We start from the raw sequence: 17,397 nt of genomic DNA, 5'->3' as shown, positions 1-17,397 counted from the left end.
GGGCGGCTAGGACAGGATCAGATCTACCACCTGATGGGCGGCGCGTCGGGCTGCGTCAGGCTGGACTTTGCGTTCCGATTGCGCTGCCTCCAGCCAGACCCCATCCATATAGCACTGCAGGGCGCTGCGTGCCGTTTCCACCCGTTCCAGAGGCAGCAGATTGGCCAATTCGGCCCGCACATGGCTGCGCACGCGGGTACGGTTGATTCGATGCAGCCGTGACAGGCGCGGGGCATAGGGCGCATTGGCCCAGAACTGCATCCAGAGGCTGCACTGGGGCACGGTAAAGAGCTGATCTGAAAAATTGGCATCTGTCACCGCGTATAGGCGCTCTCTTGGGGTGCGCGCCTTGCTGTAGCCTTCGATCATGGCATGGCGCAATTTACGTAACAGGTGCCGCATCGTGGCCTCCATCAGGCCTTCCTTTGAGCCGAAGTAATAGTTGATCGAGGCTGCAGAGGCCCCGGCCTCCCGCGCGATTTCCGCCATCGTCACAACAGAGTAGCCGCGTTTATGCACCGCCACAATTGTGGCTTCGATCAGTTCTTCGTTGCGAATGTCTCTGATGCGTTTTCTTCCCATAGCAGAGTTTTGCGTTACTTGGCTGGAGGTTTCAATAGTTGATCTGTAGGTAAAAAATCTTAAATGGCGATTTAAAAAAGCGTTTCTGCAATCGATTTTCTATGCTAGACCTCCGAATGGGTGTTCTGCCATGGCTAGTCCCCTGCTGCGCAGGGTGCAGCAGGCCGGGGCATGGGCGCCGTCGCATTAGCACTGATCAGCGGCCTGGCGGGGGCCTATGGGCGAAATCAACTGGCTTCACGGCCAAAACACGAGGGGCTACAGGTCGATGAGCAAGCCAAATATTCTGATTATTATGGTTGATCAGCTGAACGGAACGCTGTTTCCAGATGGCCCGGCGGACTGGCTGCATGCGCCCAATCTGAAGAAATTGGCGGCGCGTTCGACGCGGTTTGCCAATGCCTATACCGGATCGCCGCTCTGTGCGCCCGGGCGGGCCAGCTTTATGTCCGGCCAGTTGCCGTCCCGTACAGGGGTCTATGACAATGCGGCAGAGTTCCGCAGTGACATACCCACCTATGCGCATCATCTGCGTCGCGCCGGGTATTACACCTGTCTGTCGGGAAAAATGCACTTTGTCGGCCCTGATCAGTTGCATGGGTTTGAAGACCGGCTGACCACTGATATCTACCCGGCCGATTTTGGCTGGACGCCGGACTACCGCAAACCCGGAGAGCGCATTGACTGGTGGTATCACAACATGGGCTCGGTCACCGGGGCCGGCATTGCCGAGACCTCGAACCAGATGGAATACGACGATGAGGTGGCCTATAATGCCACCTCGAAACTCTATGAATTGTCGCGCGGGCTGGATGATCGCCCCTGGGCGCTGACCGTCAGTTTCACCCATCCGCATGACCCCTATGTGGCGCGTAAAAAATACTGGGATCTCTACGAGGGCTGCGAACACCTGCTGCCACAGGTTCCGGCAATGAACTACGACGATCACGACCCCCATGCTCAGCGGATCTTTGATGCCAATGATTGGCGCAGCTTTGACATTACCGAAGAAAATATCAAACGGTCCCGTCGCGCCTATTTTGCCAATATCTCGTATCTTGATGACAAGATCGGAGCGATCCTGCAGGTGCTGGAAGACACCCGACAGGAGGCAACGATTTTCTTTGTCTCTGACCACGGCGATATGCTGGGTGAGCGGGGCCTCTGGTTCAAGATGAGCTTCTTTGAAGGTTCGGCGCGGGTGCCCTTGATGATTTCCTCCCCTGATCTGCCCGTCGGGCTGATTGAAACGCCTGTCTCAACGCTGGATGTGAACCCCACCCTCGGGGCGCTGGCGGGCCTGCCGATGGAAGAGATCGCCCCCTGGACCGATGGCGAAGATCTGATGCCACTCGCGCAGGGGCAAGAGCGCACCAGCCCGGTTGCGATGGAATACGCTGCCGAGGCCTCCTACGCGCCGCTGGTCTCGCTGCGCGATGGCAAATGGAAATACTGCCGCTGTGCCCTGGATCCCGACCAGCTGTTCGACCTAGAGGCCGATCCGCAAGAGCTGACCAACCTGGCCGCTGATCCCGCTCATGCCGACACCCTGCAAACCCTGCGCGCCAAATCCGAAGCCCGTTGGGATCTGGCGCAGTTCGATGCCGATGTCCGCGTCAGCCAGGCACGACGCTGGGTGGTCTACGAAGCGCTGCGCCAGGGCGGTTACTACCCCTGGGACTACCAGCCGCTGCAACAGGCCTCAGAGCGCTACATGCGCAACCACATGGACCTCAACACCCTTGAGGAAAACAAACGCTTTCCCCGGGGCGAATAGCCCCAATTCCGCATCCCGCCAGTTCATTTGGCCCCAAATATCCCCGCCGGAGGCATAAAATCATGACTCATCCCGCCCAACCCAAAGCCAGCCATTTCATCAATGGCGCCTATGTCGAAGACACATCCGGAACCGCCATTCCGGTGATCTACGCCGCAACGGGTGAACAGATCGCCAGGGTACATGCGGCGACACCTGAAATTGTCGAACAGGCGCTGGCCAGCGGTAAGGCCGCGCAACAGGCCTGGGCGGCCATGACTGGTACGGAACGCGGCCGCGTCCTGCGCCGGGCGGCCGATATCATGCGGGACCGCAATCATGATCTGTCGGTGTTGGAAACCTATGACACCGGCAAACCGCTGCAGGAAACCCTGGTGGCGGATGCCACCTCGGGTGCCGATGCGCTGGAATATTTTGGCGGTTTGGCAGCCAGTCTGTCCGGTGAACATATCCAGTTGGGCGAAGACTGGGTTTATACCATCCGCGAAGCCTTGGGGCTTTGTGTGGGGATTGGCGCTTGGAACTATCCGACGCAGATCGCCTGCTGGAAGGGCGCGCCGGCCCTTGCCTGTGGCAATACCATGGTGTTCAAGCCTTCCGAGGCAACACCGCTTTGCGCCTTGAAAGTTGCCGAGATCCTGCATGAGGCGGGGCTGCCTGCCGGGGTGTTCAATGTGGTGCAGGGGCTGGGCGATGTCGGGGCGGCACTGGTGACGGATCCGCGGGTCAACAAGGTCTCGCTGACTGGATCGGCATCAACCGGCAAAAAAGTCTATGCGGCGGCTGCGGCGGGGATGAAGCATGTCACCATGGAGCTGGGCGGAAAATCCCCTCTGATCATCTTTGATGATGCGGATATCGACAATGCCGTCGGCGGTGCCATCAATGGCAATTTCTATTCCTCGGGGCAGGTCTGTTCCAATGGTACCCGGGTCTTTGTGCAAAAGGGCATCAAGGAAAAGTTCCTGGCCCGTCTGGCCGAACGCGTTGGCACTGCGGTGATTGGCGATCCGCTGGATGAGGCGACAAGCTTTGGCCCCATGGTCAATGAGGCCCAGATGAATATCGTGCTTGGCTATATTGAAAAGGGCAAATCCGAGGGCGCCCGCCTGATCTGCGGCGGGGCGCGCTGTGACATGCCGGGCTGGTATCTGCAGCCCACGGTTTTTGCCGATGTGACGGATGATATGACCATTGCGCGCGAAGAGATCTTTGGACCTGTCATGTCGGTGCTGGAGTTCGACAGCGAAGATGAGGTGGTGGCACGGGCCAATGATACCGAGTTTGGCCTGTCGGCTGGGGTATTCACCAAAGATTTCACGCGGGCGCACCGGGTGATCGGCCAGCTTGAGGCCGGTAGCTGCTTTATCAACTCTTACAATGACGCACCGGTCGAGGCGCCCTTTGGCGGGGTAAAGGCCTCGGGAGTGGGGCGTGAAAACTCCAAAGAGGCCTTGAAGCACTTTAGCCAGGTGAAATCGGTCTATGTGCGCATGGGCGATGTTGAAGCGGCGTTCTGATTGCCCTTTTGGGCAACGCCCACCCACCCGCCCCGTTGCCCAAAAGGGCAAGAGGCAGGGGATGCTGAGAAACCCGCTGAAGGCGCGACGCGTCCGCAGCGGGCCAGACCAATGGTGAAGCAGAGTTCCACCGGCCAAAGGATGCACCGCGCCTGCGCGCGGCCTTGCTGCTTTTTTGACCCGGTGAGACTTTGCGATGGAGACATGCGATGAAAGCGGATTATGTGATTGTGGGGGCAGGCTCGGCGGGCTGTGCCATGGCCTACCGGCTATCAGAAGCGGGAAAGTCGGTACTGATCATCGAACATGGCGGCAGTGATGCGGGCCCGTTTATCCAGATGCCGGGGGCGTTGTCCTACCCGATGAACATGTCGCTGTACGACTGGGGCTATAAGTCCCAGCCGGAACCGCATCTGGACAATCGCGAGCTGGTGACGCCGCGTGGCAAGGTGATCGGCGGGTCTTCTTCGATCAATGGAATGGTCTATGTTCGCGGGCACGCCGGCGACTATAACTACTGGGCCGAAAGCGGCGCGCAGGGCTGGTCCTACGCAGATGTGTTGCCCTATTTCAAACGTATGGAAACCTGGGATGCCCGTGGCCAGGGCGGTGACCCGGACTGGCGTGGCAGTGACGGCCCGCTGCATGTCACTCGCGGCCCGCGCGACAACCCGCTGCATGCAGCCTTTGTCTCTGCCGGGCAGCAGGCGGGTTATCCTGTGACAGCAGATTACAATGGTGAACAGCAAGAGGGCTTTGGCCCGATGGAGATGACCGTCTACAAGGGCCAGCGCTGGTCGGCGGCCAATGCCTATCTGCGCCCGGCGTTGAAGCGCGACAGCTGCACCATGATCCGCGCCCTGGCGCGCAAAGTGATGATCCAGGAGGGGCGCGCCACCGGGGTTGAGATTGAGCGCGGCGGCAAGGTTGAGGTGGTCGAGGCCACAGAGGAGGTGATCCTGGCGGCCAGCTCGCTGAATTCACCAAAGCTGCTGATGCTGTCGGGCATTGGTCCGGCCAAACACCTGGCGGAGCATGGCATCGATCTGGTCGCAGATCGTCCCGGCGTTGGGCAAAACCTGCAAGATCACCTGGAATTCTATTTCCAATATGCCTGCAAGCAGCCGATCACCCTGTTCAAATACTGGAACCTTTTGGGCAAGGCCTGGGTTGGCGCACAGTGGCTGTTCACCAAGACTGGGCTTGGGGCATCTAACCAGTTTGAAAGCGCCGCGTTCATCCGCTCGGACAAGGGCGTCGACTATCCCGATATCCAGTATCACTTTTTGCCCATTGCGGTGCGCTATGATGGCCAGGCGGCAGCCGAAGGCCATGGCTTTCAGGCGCATGTGGGGCCGATGCGGTCAAGTTCGCGTGGCGAGGTAACCCTGGCCAGCGCTGAACCAAAGGATGCGCCAAAAATCTCTTTCAACTATATGTCGACCGAGCAGGACTGGATCGATTTTCGCAAATGCGTGCGCCTAACGCGTGAGATTTTTGCGCAGGAGGCCATGCTGCCATTTGTCAAACACGAAATCCAGCCTGGCGAAGCGCTGCAAAGCGATGAGGAGATCGACAGCTTTATCCGGCAACACGCTGAAAGCGCCTATCACCCCTGTGGCACCTGCAAGATGGGGGCGCTGGACGATCCGATGGCTGTTGTTGACCCAGAATGCCGGGTCATCGGCGTTGCAGGGCTGCGGGTTGCCGATAGTTCGATCTTTCCGCGCATCACCAATGGCAATCTCAACGGCCCTTCGATCATGACCGGGGAAAAAGCGGCAGACCATATCCTGGGGCGCCGTCTGTCGGCCTCCAACGCGGTGCCCTGGTTCCATGATAACTGGCAGGACAGCCAGCGCTAGCTGGTGCTTTGCCTGTGGCGCACAGCAATGTCACGGCTGCGGTCCAAGGTGCTAACTTTTCAGGGGAATTGATCCGTATCAAGGTGGCCCAATGGCGGGAATCATAGGCTGCGGGTGAACGATATGAAGGAGCGAACAGATGTCCAATACCCCGCATGAACTGGCTGCAGAATTTCCCGAAAAGGCCGAGGTGATCAGCCAGTTGAAACAGTCTGATGCCCATTTTGCCAAACTGGCAGATGACTACCACGATGTGAACCGCGCGGTGCACCGGGCCGAAACCAACGTCGAGCCGGTAGATGAGCTGGCAGAAGTGGACCTGCGCAAGAAGCGTGGCGCGCTGAAGGACCAGATCTGGGATATTCTGGCCAAAACCTGAATGCAATTGGTCCGCCTTAGGTATCCTGGGCGCGGCTGAAAAGACAGCAAGGGGGCGGCGATCGCGCGCCCCCTTTTTTGCCATCCACTGCGGGCGTCTGGCAGCTGTATCGCCTCAAGGCCTTCAGGGGGTCAGCTCACCTCATAGGGGAGCACCCCGCGCTGGTCGCTGTTGATGCTGAGGCGGCGTTCTAGCGGCGGAACCGAACGTTGGTGGCAGTTCGTGCGCTCGCAGATGCGGCAGGAAATGCCGATGGGTTCAAAGGCCGTATCATGGCGCGTCTCCAGATTGTCAGCATAGACCAGGGCCTCTGCGTGGCGTAACTCACAGCCTAGGGAAATGGCGTAGCGGCGCACCGGCGCGCCAAAGGCTCCACCAGGTTTTGAGACATCCCGCGCCAGCGAAATATAGCGGACCCCATCCGGAGTTTCGGCCAGCTGGCGTAGAAAACGTCCAGGCGTTTCAAAGGCGCGGTGTACATTCCACAATGGGCAGGCGCCCCCAAAGCGGGCAAACTGCAACCGTGTGGCCGAGTGCCGCTTGGTGATGGTGCCTGCCTGATCAACCCGGACAAAAAAGAACGGGATCCCCTTGGCGCCGGGGCGCTGCAGGGTCGACAAGCGATGCGCCACTTGCTCTATCGAGGCGCTAAACCGGATGGCGAGCCGCTCCAGATCATGGCGGTCCTCTTGGGCGGCGGCCAGAAAACGGCCATAGGGCATCAGCGCTGCCCCGGCGAAATAGTTCGCCAGGCCAATCTTGGCGATGGCGCGGGCTTCGTCGCTTTGGAAGCGGGCAAAATCCAAGGTGGCCTCTAGCAGGCTGTCCTGGCTGAACAGGGCAACCTGCAACAGCAGCTGAAACACCTGGGTTGACGGCGTGGCGCGGTTTGACAGTCGTAGGGTGCGGCTCTCGGGGTCATAGTGGCGTAGCCCTTCCATGTCGCAGATCAAAATGGTGATGCCTGCGGTTTCCAGAGCGGTGGTGGCTGCCAGCCGGGCATCCGCAGAGCCGGCAAAGCGTTCGGCGGCCCGATCCACCGCGTCAATGTAGTTGTCGCAATAATGGAAGAAATCGCGCACTTCTTCCCAGGGGCTGGCCTGAATGCGGGAATCCTCGCGCCCCAGTGCCTCGTCCAGCGAGGCAAGGCGCTCATGTGTTTGGCGATAGGCGCGGTGCAGGCTGAGAAAGGCGCGCGCCAGGGCCGGTGCATTTGATGCTGTAAGCCGCAGATCCGCCAGCGGCGGGGTGTCATCGGCAAAAACTGGGTCGGCCATGGCCTCGCGCATGTCACTGACCAGGCGTTCGCTATCGCCAGTCGATAATTCGGTGACATCCATGCCAAATTCTTGCGCCAGGGCCAAAACAACCGTGGTGGAAACGGGGCGGTTGTTGTTCTCCATCTGGTTCAGATAGGGCAGAGAGACGCCAAGCTTGGCGGCAAAACCCTTTTGCGTCAGGTCAAGCCGGGTGCGCATTTCACGCAGTTTGGCACCAGCATAGAGTTTCTGAGTGGCCATTGGGGGGCACCTTTGCAAATTCCGGGTACCGCTACTGTATAAATGCAAATTTCACGATGCAAGCTGCCGACGGCAAATGGCATGCCGCCTGTTGCGGGCGATCGTTGGTAGGGTATCGGGTTATGGGGTATCGGGCCAAGGTGTGGCAGGCAGGGCTGGTCCTGCTAGTGCAGGCTCTGCTCGCGCTTGATCACCATGGCAATGGAAAGCAGCCCCAGTATGGCGGTGCAGAACATGATCAGCAGCAGGGGGACAGCGGTGGTGCCGGGTACCAGAACCCAGCCGGCCATGCCGCTAAGGCCAGCACCGCCGCCCAGCATGATTGCGCCACTCAACCCCGAGGCAGAACCCGCAAGATGTGGCCGCACAGAGATCGCCCCGGCTGTGGCATTGGGGATTGCCATGCCATTGCCCAGCCCGACGATGCACATCAGGCCAAAGAAGGAATAGACCGAATCCAGTCCCGCCAGCGCCAGCGACAGCGATAGCGCAACGCCGCAGCCATTTACGATACAGCCCCAGAGCACCATCCGATTGATGCCGAAGCGCATCGAAAAGCGCCCCGAGATAAAGTTGCCAAAGAAATAGCCCACCGCCGGGGTTGAGAAGAACAGCCCCAGCATTGCCGGGCTCAGCCCATAGAGATTTGCCCCCAGAAACGGTGCCCCGCCAAGATAGGCAAAGAAAGAACCCGAGGCGAGACCAGAGGCCAGCGAATAGCCCCAAAAGCGCGGCGAGAAGATCAGCTCGGGGTATTCTGCAAACTGCGCTGCTAGCGTCTTGCCGCTTTTGACGGCAGTTTCACCAAAATCAAAATAGGTCAGCATATAGACCAGGGCGGCACAGAGCGCCAAAAGCCAGAAGTTGGATTGCCAGCCAAACAGCTGATCCAGCACCCCGCCAATGGCCGGGCTGATCATCGGCACAACCGCCACCCCCATGGTGACATAGCCCAGCATGCTGGCCGCCCGGTCGGTGTCATAGATATCACGCACCGCCGCTCGGCTAAGCACCATGGTCGCGGCAATCGCTGCCTGGGCCATGCGAAACACCAGGAAGATCTCGGCGGTGGGGGCAAAGATACAGCCCAGTGTCGCCAGGATGAACAGCAGAATGCTGGCCAGAATTACCGGGCGGCGTCCCATCTTGTCTGAAATCGGCCCCACCACGATCTGCACCGCCGCGTTGACCCCAAGATAGAGTGCCACGGAAAGCTGCATCAGCCGGTAGTCAGCCTGAAAATGTTCCGCCATGCCGGGCAGGGCAGGTAGAAAGACATTCATCGCCAGGGCCGATAGCCCTGCCAGAAGGATCAGTGTCGCGATATGTGGCTTGCTCATCGTGGGATGCGCAGAGGGGAGCGGGTTTTGCATGAAACTGGCTTAGATCAGCCCGTAGAGATTGTCTATTCCTGGATCGTCTCAAATGAGAAAGTCTTCGCCGAGGCTGGCCAATGTGACGTCACGGAGCAATAGGCTGCTGTCTGTATCAAAGTCAAAAACCACCCCCTCGGCGCTGTCGTAGGCCTGATCCAGAATGTCACTGTGGCTGCCATGGCCGGTGATCTTCAGCCGGTCCTCCAAGGCGACAAAATCGCTGACCGTGTCGTGGCCCCCGCGCCATTTGAAGATAAAGATATCATCGCCATATCCGCCGGTCAGCAGGTCATCTCCAGCTTGACCATCCAGCCGGTCTTTACCGCCGTTGCCGACCAAACGATCATCGCCTGCGCCGCCCCAAAGGCGGTCACGGCCATGCCCGCCCAGCAGCCGGTCATCACCATCGTCGCCCCGCAGGGTATCCCGCCCCCAGCCGCCGGTTATCCTGTCGTTGCCAGCCTTTCCAACCAGATAATCGTGGCCTCCGTAGCCGTGCAAAACATTGTCGAGCCCATTGCCGATAAGCCGGTCAGCCCCCCTAGCACCAATCGCCCGTTCAATCACGCTGCCAAAGGCGATGACCACATCATGGCTGCTATCAAAGGATGAAAAAGCCCCCTGGCGCAGGTCGAGCGTGACCCCGTGCTGGCGCCCATCTGCATCCAGAATATCAATGCCGCCAGTATCCCAGATGCTGTCGACGGTGGTGGTACGGCAGCCAGTGTAACGGGTGTTATCTTCGTTATGGCTGGCCGCGCCCCAGATATCCTGAAGGGCCAGGATGTCGAACAGCATCATGGCGTCGCTGTCTTCCCCGTTGTGTGGATTGGCGCGATAGGACATGACCGAGTAGAGATTGCTATCATATTCCTGCGGCAACTTGTCATCGGCTTCGAAGGTATGGCGCAGCCCCATGGCGTGGCCCAGCTCGTGCAGCAGCAGGTCGACATAGTGCCCCGAGGACAGATCCAGTGTTGCGTCATAGGCGACAAAGCCATCCCAATCGGTGATCTTGCTGCCCTGATAACGGATAGAGTAGCCACCGCTGCCGATTGTCGCCCCGGGCAGGGAAACGGCAGCAACATTTAGGTCGGGGTCATCGGTGCGTTGAACCTGCACAAATTCGACGTTGAGAAAGCTCTCGATATGGGTCAGCGCGGCTTGGAAGTTGGCTTTCTCCGCCCAGTTCATCCGGCGCCATCCGCTATATTCCATTGAGGTCGGAAGATCCCCCGGTGCGCTGCCGCCAGCATATTGATAGCTGATCTTATATGGCGCGTCACTGCTGGTGTTCAGTGGATCACTCAGATTGAAACGCGTGTATTGCATGGCTGTGATGATTTCGCTGTAACGTAACATTTTGATGCCCGATTTTATGTGAACCGGGCGTGATACTGCGCTGCGCCTCTTGAACGAAGAGTGAACGCAGTATGGCAAAAATATGTTGCATTGGATCGATTTTGGAAACAGTTGGTTTGTTAGCGAATATTCAACTATTCACTAACTGTATGCAAAATATTTGCAAATTTGCCAAATTTACCTTTGGCTTGTACGGCTTGGACGTTAGGCTGCGGCGAAATCTATATGGGGACCCGTGCAATGAAAGATATCCTGTCCGAGCTGGAAGACCGCCGCAATGACGCACGTCTGGGGGGTGGGCAGCGCCGTATTGATGCCCAGCATGCGCGCGGCAAGCTGACCGCGCGCGAGCGGATCGAGCTGCTGTTGGATGAGGATAGCTTTGAAGAGTTCGACATGTTCGTCGCGCATCGCTGCACGGACTTTGGCATGGAGAAACAAAAGCCTGCAGGGGATGGTGTGGTCACCGGCTGGGGCACCATCAATGGCCGTATGGTCTATGTCTTTAGTCAGGATTTCACCGTCTTTGGTGGCTCGCTGTCGGAAACCCATGCGCAGAAGATCTGCAAAATTCAGGATATGGCGATCCAGAATGGCGCACCGATCATCGGCATCAATGATTCCGGCGGTGCCCGTATTCAGGAAGGTGTGGCTTCGCTGGCCGGCTATGCCGAGGTCTTCCAGCGCAATATCATGGCCAGCGGCGTGGTGCCGCAGATCTCGGTGATCATGGGGCCCTGTGCCGGCGGCGCGGTTTATTCGCCTGCGATGACGGATTTCATCTTTATGGTGAAAGACACCTCTTACATGTTTGTGACCGGCCCCGATGTGGTCAAGACCGTCACCAACGAGGTGGTTACCGCCGAAGAGCTGGGCGGTGCATCAACTCATACCAAGAAATCCAGCGTCGCTGATGCGGCCTTTGAAAACGATGTAGAGGCCTTGGCCGAGGTGCGCCGTCTGGTCGACTTCCTGCCGCTGAACAACCGTGAAAAGCCCCCGGTGCGCCCCTTCTTTGATGAACCAGGTCGCATTGAGGACAGCCTGGATACGCTGATCCCGGCCAACCCCAATTCGCCCTATGATATGAAAGAGCTGATCACCAAGGTCGCGGATGAAGGTGATTTCTACGAAATTCAGGAAGATTTTGCCAAGAACATCATCACCGGGTTTATTCGCCTCGAAGGCCAGACTGTGGGCGTTGTGGCCAACCAGCCGATGGTGCTGGCAGGCTGCCTTGATATCGACAGCTCGCGCAAGGCGGCGCGCTTCGTGCGGTTCTGCGATTGCTTTGAAATTCCGATCCTGACGCTGGTTGATGTTCCTGGCTTTCTGCCTGGTACGTCCCAGGAATATGGCGGGGTGATCAAACATGGTGCCAAGTTGCTCTTCGCCTATGGCGAGGCCACGGTACCAAAGGTCACGGTGATCACCCGCAAGGCCTATGGCGGCGCCTATGACGTGATGGCCTCTAAACACCTGCGTGGTGATTTCAACTATGCTTGGCCTACAGCCGAAATTGCGGTGATGGGCGCCAAGGGTGCGACCGAGATCATCCATCGGGGCGATCTGGGCGATGCGGACAAGATCGCCGCCCATACCGCCGATTATGAGACCCGATTTGCCAATCCCTTTGTGGCGGCTGAACGCGGTTTCATCGATGAGGTGATTCAGCCCAAATCCACCCGCCGTCGGGTCTCGCGCGCCTTTGCCTCTCTGCGGGGCAAGTCGTTGAAGAACCCGTGGAAAAAACACGACAATATCCCATTGTAAAGGGGATGGTGATGCGCCGGAGTGGTTGGCATATCCTGCAAGAAGGGGGCGTCTTGACGCTCTGTCGTCAGACGCCTGCGCGCTTTGATGTTTCGGCCAGCGTGGCGCTGCCATTGGCAGATCCGCTGCGGTTGGCGCAACAGATCCGCCAAGACATGTGGCGCGCGGTGCAAAATGTGCGTGGCTTTTCCCCGGTGGTGCAGGTCGAGACCAGGGCCGAGGGTCTGCTGGTGACGGCAGGCGGGCGTGTTGCGGGGCGGGTGCCGGGCAACTTGGCCTCTGAAATCAAGGCGGTATTGGGCGACGAGGCGAAGCGCAGCCGGTGGCTGCGGCATGGTCGGCTATGCAAAACCCGCTTGAAAACCGTGCAGCTGGAGGAAAAGTTGCACAAATCTACAACAGGGTTTGACAAAGAGGTCGAGACTGGACAATGATCCATCCCAACCAATACCAGATAGCGCGCGCCAGTGGCGCAGCGCCAGCAGCCCCGCCCGGAGGAGCCCAAGCCATTGGGGGGTGGGGTTGCGGTTTGGGTGGTTCGGTTCCCCCTGTTTCGACGGCAGCTTTGTTTGGCTGTGCCGTGACCCTATCGCTGGTTGTCCTGCCCGTTCACGCGGATGAGGCCAATCTATCGGGGGCATTTGTGCCGGTTTCCGTGCCGTCTGGTCAGCGGGTTCTGCTGTCAGAGGTGCTGTTGGATGATAGCCCGGGGGAGCTCTGGGCTCGGTTTCGCTTTGTCGCTCCAGAGATTTCGCGCCAGTCGGATGCGACAGATGACGCAACTGCGGCTGGGGGCAGGCGCATGGATTATGAACGCAGCGCCGCCGACATGGAGCATCTTTGCGGCTCTGTCGCGCGGGACTACCTGCGCGAACACGCGCTGTCGCCTAGCATGGTGGTGATCTCCTTTTCGGACCGTCCGGTGGAGTTTGGCTTTCAGGACGCCGAAGCAACCCAGTTTTTTGAGGCCTATCGCCTGGAAAAAGACCGCTGCATCTGGGAGGCATTCTGATGTCCCTACAATATCTTGCGGCAGGCTGCAGGGCTCGGCAGGTTTTTGCGACTTTGTGGTCACAGGCCCTTGGTGGGGCAGCTTTTCGATGTGAATTGGCCGTTATCCCGGCTATCCTTGGCGCGATTGGTCGCAGTACCTTTCACCTATTGAGGCTGGGGCCGGACAGCACCCCGAGTGCTGACGGCGTCGCAAAACAAATCAGGAGACAGAAATGTCCAAGAGCATCAAGTTTATCACGCTGGCGGGTTTGCTGGCGATGGTTGCCGCCTGCGGCAGCAAGCAGGAAGAATTTGTTGTGGTTGAGCCCGAGCCCATCTCGGTTGAGCCAGAATACACCGGCAAATACAAGTAACGACAAGAGGGGTCCGGCCCTGTGGCCGGCCCCAGCCGACCCTCGGGGTGCCGGACTGGAGGCACCATCATGTTAAAGCACCGTGGGTTCCCTGGCCGTTTGCCAGGAACAGATTTCCAATTTATCGTGCGTCGTCCCAATCCCAAAGGGGTAACCGCACTGACGCGACGCGAACGCTTTCGGGATCGCAAGCCAATGGACCGCCGCGCCGACGCCGCGTTTATGCAGGCGCTGTTGCAGCAGTTTGGCGACCAACCCTTTGAACGTGGCAACCTGGATGCCGGTCGGCTGAGCTGGCTGTTTGGCCGCGAGGTTCTCCCTGCTGAAGATCCCTTTGATCCCGCTTCATACGAGGCGCTTTTGGTGATCGACATGGAGGCAGCGCAGCTGTCATTCCCGGATGCGTTTGAGGGGAAAATCCTGTGAAAACTGGGGCTAACCATGATGTCTGCCGGTGCTGCGCAGGGGGGGATCCCCGCGCAGCCAACCTGCAGGTTCATGGCAGTGCCCCGCTGTTTTCCGGCTCTGCTCGCCTGATTGTCCAGGGCGGCACCACAGGACAGGCAGGAGCCCGCCGAAGAGGGGTGACCCATGGGCGCGCTCCTGCTCATTTCGCGTCTCTTTGCGCGGTGCCATTGCTTGACACCGCGGCAACTGCTTTTTGGCTGCGAGAGCAACTCTCCCGCAGAGAAGGAGTATCATCATGCGAGCAATCATCTTTACACTTGGGTTTGGTGCGGCCGCGACGCTGTCTGCCTGTGGCGACACGACCGGCGAACAGGTCATTTTCGGCGCAGGCGCCGGGGCGGCCGGGTCGGCTTTGCTGCATGGCAATCTGGTCACCGGCGCGGCCGTTGGGGCGGCTGCCAACCTCATCTACTGCAAGGAAAACCCCCGTAAGTGTTAAGGCCGCATCTGCGCGCCGCCTTTTTACCTGCCTAGCCCATTCTCGGGCGGCACATGACATCCACGCAAACGCCGCGGGCGCGCCATGGGCGCAGCCGCGGCGTTTTGCATTCCGGCATATAAAAGAACAAGGGACTGCTAATGTTTGAAAAGATCCTGATCGCGAACCGAGGCGAAATCGCCTGCCGTGTTATCAAGACAGCCCGCAAGATGGGTATCAAAACCGTTGCGATTTATTCGGACGCGGACAAGCAGGCCCTGCATGTGCAAATGGCCGATGAGGCGGTGCATATCGGCCCCCCCCCGGCGAACCAGTCCTATATCGTCATCGACAAGGTGATGGAGGCCATCCGCGCCACGGGCGCCCAAGCGGTACACCCCGGCTATGGTTTCCTGTCGGAGAATTCGAAATTTGCCGAGGCCCTGGCAGCCGAAGGCGTTGCCTTTGTCGGCCCCCCCGTTGGTGCCATTGAAAAAATGGGCGATAAGATCACCTCGAAGAAGATCGCCAAGGAGGCCGACGTTTCCACGGTTCCAGGCCACATGGGCCTGATTGAAGACGCGGATGATGCGGTGAAGATCTCGCAAGAGATCGGCTATCCTGTGATGCTCAAGGCTTCAGCTGGCGGCGGCGGCAAGGGCATGCGGATTGCCTGGAACGATGCAGAGGCCCGCGAGGGCTTTCAGTCTTCCAAGAACGAGGCGGCAAACTCCTTTGGCGATGATCGTATCTTCATCGAGAAATTTATCACCCAGCCGCGCCATATCGAAATTCAGGTGCTCTGCGATACCCATGGCAATGGCATTTACCTGGGCGAGCGCGAATGCTCGATCCAGCGCCGCCAGCAGAAAGTTGTGGAGGAAGCACCAAGCCCCTTCCTGGATGAAGCCACCCGCAAGGCGATGGGCGAACAGGCGGTCGCGCTGGCGCAGGCGGTTGACTATGCCTCTGCCGGCACCGTGGAATTTATCGTCGATGGCGACAAGAACTTTTACTTCTTGGAGATGAACACCCGCCTGCAGGTGGAACATCCCGTGACCGAGCTGATCACTGGCGTCGATCTGGTTGAACAGATGATCCGGGTTGCCAACGGTGAACCGCTGAGTATTTCCCAGGACGATGTGCAGCTGAACGGCTGGGCAATTGAAAACCGGCTCTATGCCGAAGATCCCTATCGCGGCTTTTTGCCTTCGATTGGCCGCCTGACCCGTTACCGCCCGCCCGCCGAGCTTGCCGCCGGTCCCCTGTTGGACAGTGGCAAATGGCAGGGCGATGCCCCGGCAGGCGATGGCATCGCGGTGCGCAATGATACCGGCGTCTATGAAGGCGGCGAGATCTCGATGTATTATGACCCGATGATTGCCAAGCTCTGCACCTGGGCACCAACCCGCGATCAGGCGATCGAGGCGATGCGCAACGCGCTGGACGGGTTCGAGGTAGAAGGCATCGGCCATAACCTGCCGTTCCTGTCGGCGGTGATGGATCACCCGATCTTTATTGATGGCACGATGACCACCGCCTTTATCGAAGAACAATACCCAGAAGGCTTTGACGGGGTTGAACTGCCCGAGGCTGACCTGCGCCGCATCGCAGCCTCGGCAGCGGCGATGCACCGGGTGGCCGAAATTCGCCGCGCGCGGGTATCGGGCCGTATGGACAACCACGAACGCCGGGTTGGCGCGGACTGGATGGTTTCGCTGCAGGGGCAGCACTTCCCCGTTAGCATCGAGGCCGACCAGCTGGGGGCTTCGGTTACCTTTGAAGATGGCGGCACCATGCGCATTTCCAGCAGATGGACGCCGGGTGATCAGCTGGCGACAATTGATGTCAATGGCACACCTTTGGTGTTGAAGGTCGGCAAGGTCTCTGGGGGCTTTCGCATCCGGTCACGCGGGGCCGACCTTATCGTACATGTGCGCACGCCCCGGCAGGCCGAACTGGCCGAGCTGATGCCAGATAAAATCGTGCCTGATACCTCTAAACTGCTGCTGTGCCCAATGCCGGGATTGATCGTCAAGGTCGAGGTCGAGGTTGGTGATGAGGTGCATGAGGGCCAGGCATTGTGCACGGTTGAGGCGATGAAGATGGAAAATATCCTGCGCGCCGAAAAGAAAGGCGTGATTGCCAAGATCAACGCAAGCGCGGGCGATAGCTTGGCGGTTGACGATGTGATCATGGAATTTGCGGGGTGACTTTTGGGGCAGGCATAGGCGCGACAGCGGGGGCAGGGGGCTTTGGTTTCTCACTGTCGCAGTTGCCCAGGCAGCGCCTGCGCGTTTTGCCTGCCCCAATGCCGATCTCTGCTGCCCGGCAAAATCGGCTGACTAATCAGTCATCCGGTCGAGCCGTCAACCGACGGGTCATGGGGCAGGGCGCCAGGGAGAAAAATGCTGCCGCACAAGATCCATGCACCAAATCTTTAGCTTTTCATGCGACACCACGCCTATCGATTATTCGCAAGGTGACGTATGCTTCGTTCTGCAGTGGCTCTGATTTTAACGGTTTTTGTTATCTCAGGCTGTGCCTTGGACAAGGAAGAAGATCTGCGTTTGCAGCTGTCCCAATGGGTCACGTTGGGCGAGACCTATTTCTTTCAATCCAGCAGCACCTGCACCGCGGCGGTCTTCCACACCGAATCCCCCCGCATTTCATCGCTTTTGACGGCGGCGCGATCGGTGGATACCGGGCTCAAAATGCTGGAGCAGGGGCAGCCGCTGGTCTTCAAGGTCGGCAACAAATCCCCCAACGCGCTGGTCGAAGCCATCATGTCGCGGGATTTACCGCAGGGGATCAGTGTGTTGAATTCGGGTCTGGCCGGGGTCAACTGTATGAGCGAGCTGGTCAAATCAATCTACCATCAGGCGATAATGAATCCCACCTCGCGCATGGCCTTCATCCCCGACGGCCATGGCATCATGATTGTAGATGCCCAGGCCAAGGCGGTAATCTACGTGCGCAGCAACGGCTAG

General features: G+C 59.0%; 16 protein-coding genes. 12 read left to right on the top strand and 4 right to left on the bottom strand.

Translation table 11 applies throughout. The features are described 5' to 3' along the window. Positions 1-6 precede the first annotated feature (6 nt). Positions 7-582, bottom strand: a complete 576-nt coding sequence (gene betI / locus LRK71_RS13760; protein ID WP_232404404.1) for a choline-binding transcriptional repressor BetI — start codon at positions 580-582, stop codon at positions 7-9. A 268-nt stretch (positions 583-850) separates the two neighbouring features. Here betI and betC point away from each other — a divergent pair, with 268 nt between their 5' ends. The 4 genes from betC to LRK71_RS13740 all read left to right on the top strand — a co-directional run bounded on the left by betC (position 851) and on the right by LRK71_RS13740 (position 6,123). Further along, positions 851-2,359 (top strand): choline-sulfatase, encoded by a 1,509-nt coding sequence (gene betC / locus LRK71_RS13755; RefSeq protein WP_232404403.1) that lies wholly within the window; start codon positions 851-853, stop codon positions 2,357-2,359. Between the two features lie 62 nt (positions 2,360-2,421). Continuing rightward, a complete protein-coding gene (betB, locus tag LRK71_RS13750) occupies positions 2,422-3,879 on the top strand; it encodes a betaine-aldehyde dehydrogenase (RefSeq protein WP_232404402.1) in 1,458 nt (485 codons plus the stop codon). A gap of 209 nt (positions 3,880-4,088) precedes the next feature. After that, positions 4,089-5,744 carry a choline dehydrogenase gene (gene betA, locus LRK71_RS13745; RefSeq protein ID WP_232404401.1) on the top strand — a complete coding sequence of 552 codons (1,656 nt, stop codon included), beginning with the start codon at positions 4,089-4,091 and terminating at the stop codon, positions 5,742-5,744. A gap of 139 nt (positions 5,745-5,883) precedes the next feature. Then, on the top strand, positions 5,884-6,123 hold the full coding sequence (locus LRK71_RS13740; RefSeq protein WP_232404400.1) for an HP1242/YdcH family protein: 240 nt from the start codon (positions 5,884-5,886) through the stop codon (positions 6,121-6,123). Positions 6,124-6,254: 131 nt separating this feature from the next. On the opposite strand, the gene LRK71_RS13735 is transcribed toward LRK71_RS13740, so the two are convergent. From LRK71_RS13735 to LRK71_RS13725, 3 genes are all read right to left on the bottom strand, one after another. Beyond that, a complete protein-coding gene (locus LRK71_RS13735; RefSeq protein ID WP_232404399.1) occupies positions 6,255-7,643 on the bottom strand; it encodes a helix-turn-helix domain-containing protein in 1,389 nt (462 codons plus the stop codon). Between the two features lie 164 nt (positions 7,644-7,807). Next, a complete protein-coding gene (locus LRK71_RS13730) occupies positions 7,808-8,983 on the bottom strand; it encodes a multidrug effflux MFS transporter (protein WP_232404398.1) in 1,176 nt (391 codons plus the stop codon). A gap of 81 nt (positions 8,984-9,064) precedes the next feature. Beyond that, a complete protein-coding gene (locus LRK71_RS13725) occupies positions 9,065-10,381 on the bottom strand; it encodes a M10 family metallopeptidase (protein ID WP_232404397.1) in 1,317 nt (438 codons plus the stop codon). Between the two features lie 240 nt (positions 10,382-10,621). Between LRK71_RS13725 and LRK71_RS13720 the strand changes: the two genes are divergently transcribed. The 8 genes from LRK71_RS13720 to LRK71_RS13685 all read left to right on the top strand — a co-directional run bounded on the left by LRK71_RS13720 (position 10,622) and on the right by LRK71_RS13685 (position 17,397). Then, positions 10,622-12,154: an acyl-CoA carboxylase subunit beta gene (locus LRK71_RS13720; protein ID WP_232404396.1), complete on the top strand. Its 1,533-nt coding sequence runs from the start codon at positions 10,622-10,624 to the stop codon at positions 12,152-12,154. Positions 12,155-12,165: 11 nt separating this feature from the next. Next, positions 12,166-12,588 (top strand): hypothetical protein, encoded by a 423-nt coding sequence (locus tag LRK71_RS13715; RefSeq protein WP_232404395.1) that lies wholly within the window; start codon positions 12,166-12,168, stop codon positions 12,586-12,588. A 146-nt stretch (positions 12,589-12,734) separates the two neighbouring features. Then, positions 12,735-13,166, top strand: a complete 432-nt coding sequence (locus tag LRK71_RS13710; protein ID WP_232404394.1) for a DUF6497 family protein — start codon at positions 12,735-12,737, stop codon at positions 13,164-13,166. A 214-nt stretch (positions 13,167-13,380) separates the two neighbouring features. Then, complete coding sequence (locus tag LRK71_RS13705; RefSeq protein WP_232404393.1) at positions 13,381-13,521, top strand: hypothetical protein; 141 nt, start codon at positions 13,381-13,383, stop codon at positions 13,519-13,521. 69 nt (positions 13,522-13,590) lie between these two features. After that, positions 13,591-13,947, top strand: coding sequence for a hypothetical protein (locus tag LRK71_RS13700; protein WP_232404392.1), 357 nt, complete (start codon positions 13,591-13,593; stop codon positions 13,945-13,947). Between the two features lie 277 nt (positions 13,948-14,224). Further along, a complete protein-coding gene (locus tag LRK71_RS13695; RefSeq protein WP_232404391.1) occupies positions 14,225-14,428 on the top strand; it encodes a hypothetical protein in 204 nt (67 codons plus the stop codon). A 140-nt stretch (positions 14,429-14,568) separates the two neighbouring features. Beyond that, positions 14,569-16,620 carry an acetyl-CoA carboxylase biotin carboxylase subunit gene (locus LRK71_RS13690; RefSeq protein WP_232404390.1) on the top strand — a complete coding sequence of 684 codons (2,052 nt, stop codon included), beginning with the start codon at positions 14,569-14,571 and terminating at the stop codon, positions 16,618-16,620. 276 nt (positions 16,621-16,896) lie between these two features. Next, positions 16,897-17,397 (top strand): hypothetical protein, encoded by a 501-nt coding sequence (locus tag LRK71_RS13685; protein ID WP_232404389.1) that lies wholly within the window; start codon positions 16,897-16,899, stop codon positions 17,395-17,397.

The organism is Pseudophaeobacter flagellatus, from assembly GCF_021228235.1.
Classification (GTDB): Bacteria; Pseudomonadota; Alphaproteobacteria; order Rhodobacterales; family Rhodobacteraceae; genus Pseudophaeobacter; species Pseudophaeobacter flagellatus.
The sequence above is the reverse complement of the archived record's forward strand: the minus strand, read 5'-3'. Positions and strand labels throughout refer to the sequence as shown.

Coding starts and splice junctions, on each gene's coding strand:
- LRK71_RS13725 (WP_232404397.1), bottom strand. CDS start 10,381: ATGTTACGTTACAGCGAAATCATCACAGCCATGCAATACACGCGTTTC.
- LRK71_RS13730 (WP_232404398.1), bottom strand. CDS start 8,983: ATGAGCAAGCCACATATCGCGACACTGATCCTTCTGGCAGGGCTATCG.
- LRK71_RS13700 (WP_232404392.1), top strand. CDS start 13,591: ATGTTAAAGCACCGTGGGTTCCCTGGCCGTTTGCCAGGAACAGATTTC.
- LRK71_RS13740 (WP_232404400.1), top strand. CDS start 5,884: ATGTCCAATACCCCGCATGAACTGGCTGCAGAATTTCCCGAAAAGGCC.
- betC (WP_232404403.1), top strand. CDS start 851: ATGAGCAAGCCAAATATTCTGATTATTATGGTTGATCAGCTGAACGGA.
- LRK71_RS13720 (WP_232404396.1), top strand. CDS start 10,622: ATGAAAGATATCCTGTCCGAGCTGGAAGACCGCCGCAATGACGCACGT.
- LRK71_RS13735 (WP_232404399.1), bottom strand. CDS start 7,643: ATGGCCACTCAGAAACTCTATGCTGGTGCCAAACTGCGTGAAATGCGC.
- LRK71_RS13705 (WP_232404393.1), top strand. CDS start 13,381: ATGTCCAAGAGCATCAAGTTTATCACGCTGGCGGGTTTGCTGGCGATG.
- LRK71_RS13715 (WP_232404395.1), top strand. CDS start 12,166: ATGCGCCGGAGTGGTTGGCATATCCTGCAAGAAGGGGGCGTCTTGACG.
- betA (WP_232404401.1), top strand. CDS start 4,089: ATGAAAGCGGATTATGTGATTGTGGGGGCAGGCTCGGCGGGCTGTGCC.
- betI (WP_232404404.1), bottom strand. CDS start 582: ATGGGAAGAAAACGCATCAGAGACATTCGCAACGAAGAACTGATCGAA.
- LRK71_RS13685 (WP_232404389.1), top strand. CDS start 16,897: ATGCTTCGTTCTGCAGTGGCTCTGATTTTAACGGTTTTTGTTATCTCA.
- LRK71_RS13695 (WP_232404391.1), top strand. CDS start 14,225: ATGCGAGCAATCATCTTTACACTTGGGTTTGGTGCGGCCGCGACGCTG.
- LRK71_RS13690 (WP_232404390.1), top strand. CDS start 14,569: ATGTTTGAAAAGATCCTGATCGCGAACCGAGGCGAAATCGCCTGCCGT.
- betB (WP_232404402.1), top strand. CDS start 2,422: ATGACTCATCCCGCCCAACCCAAAGCCAGCCATTTCATCAATGGCGCC.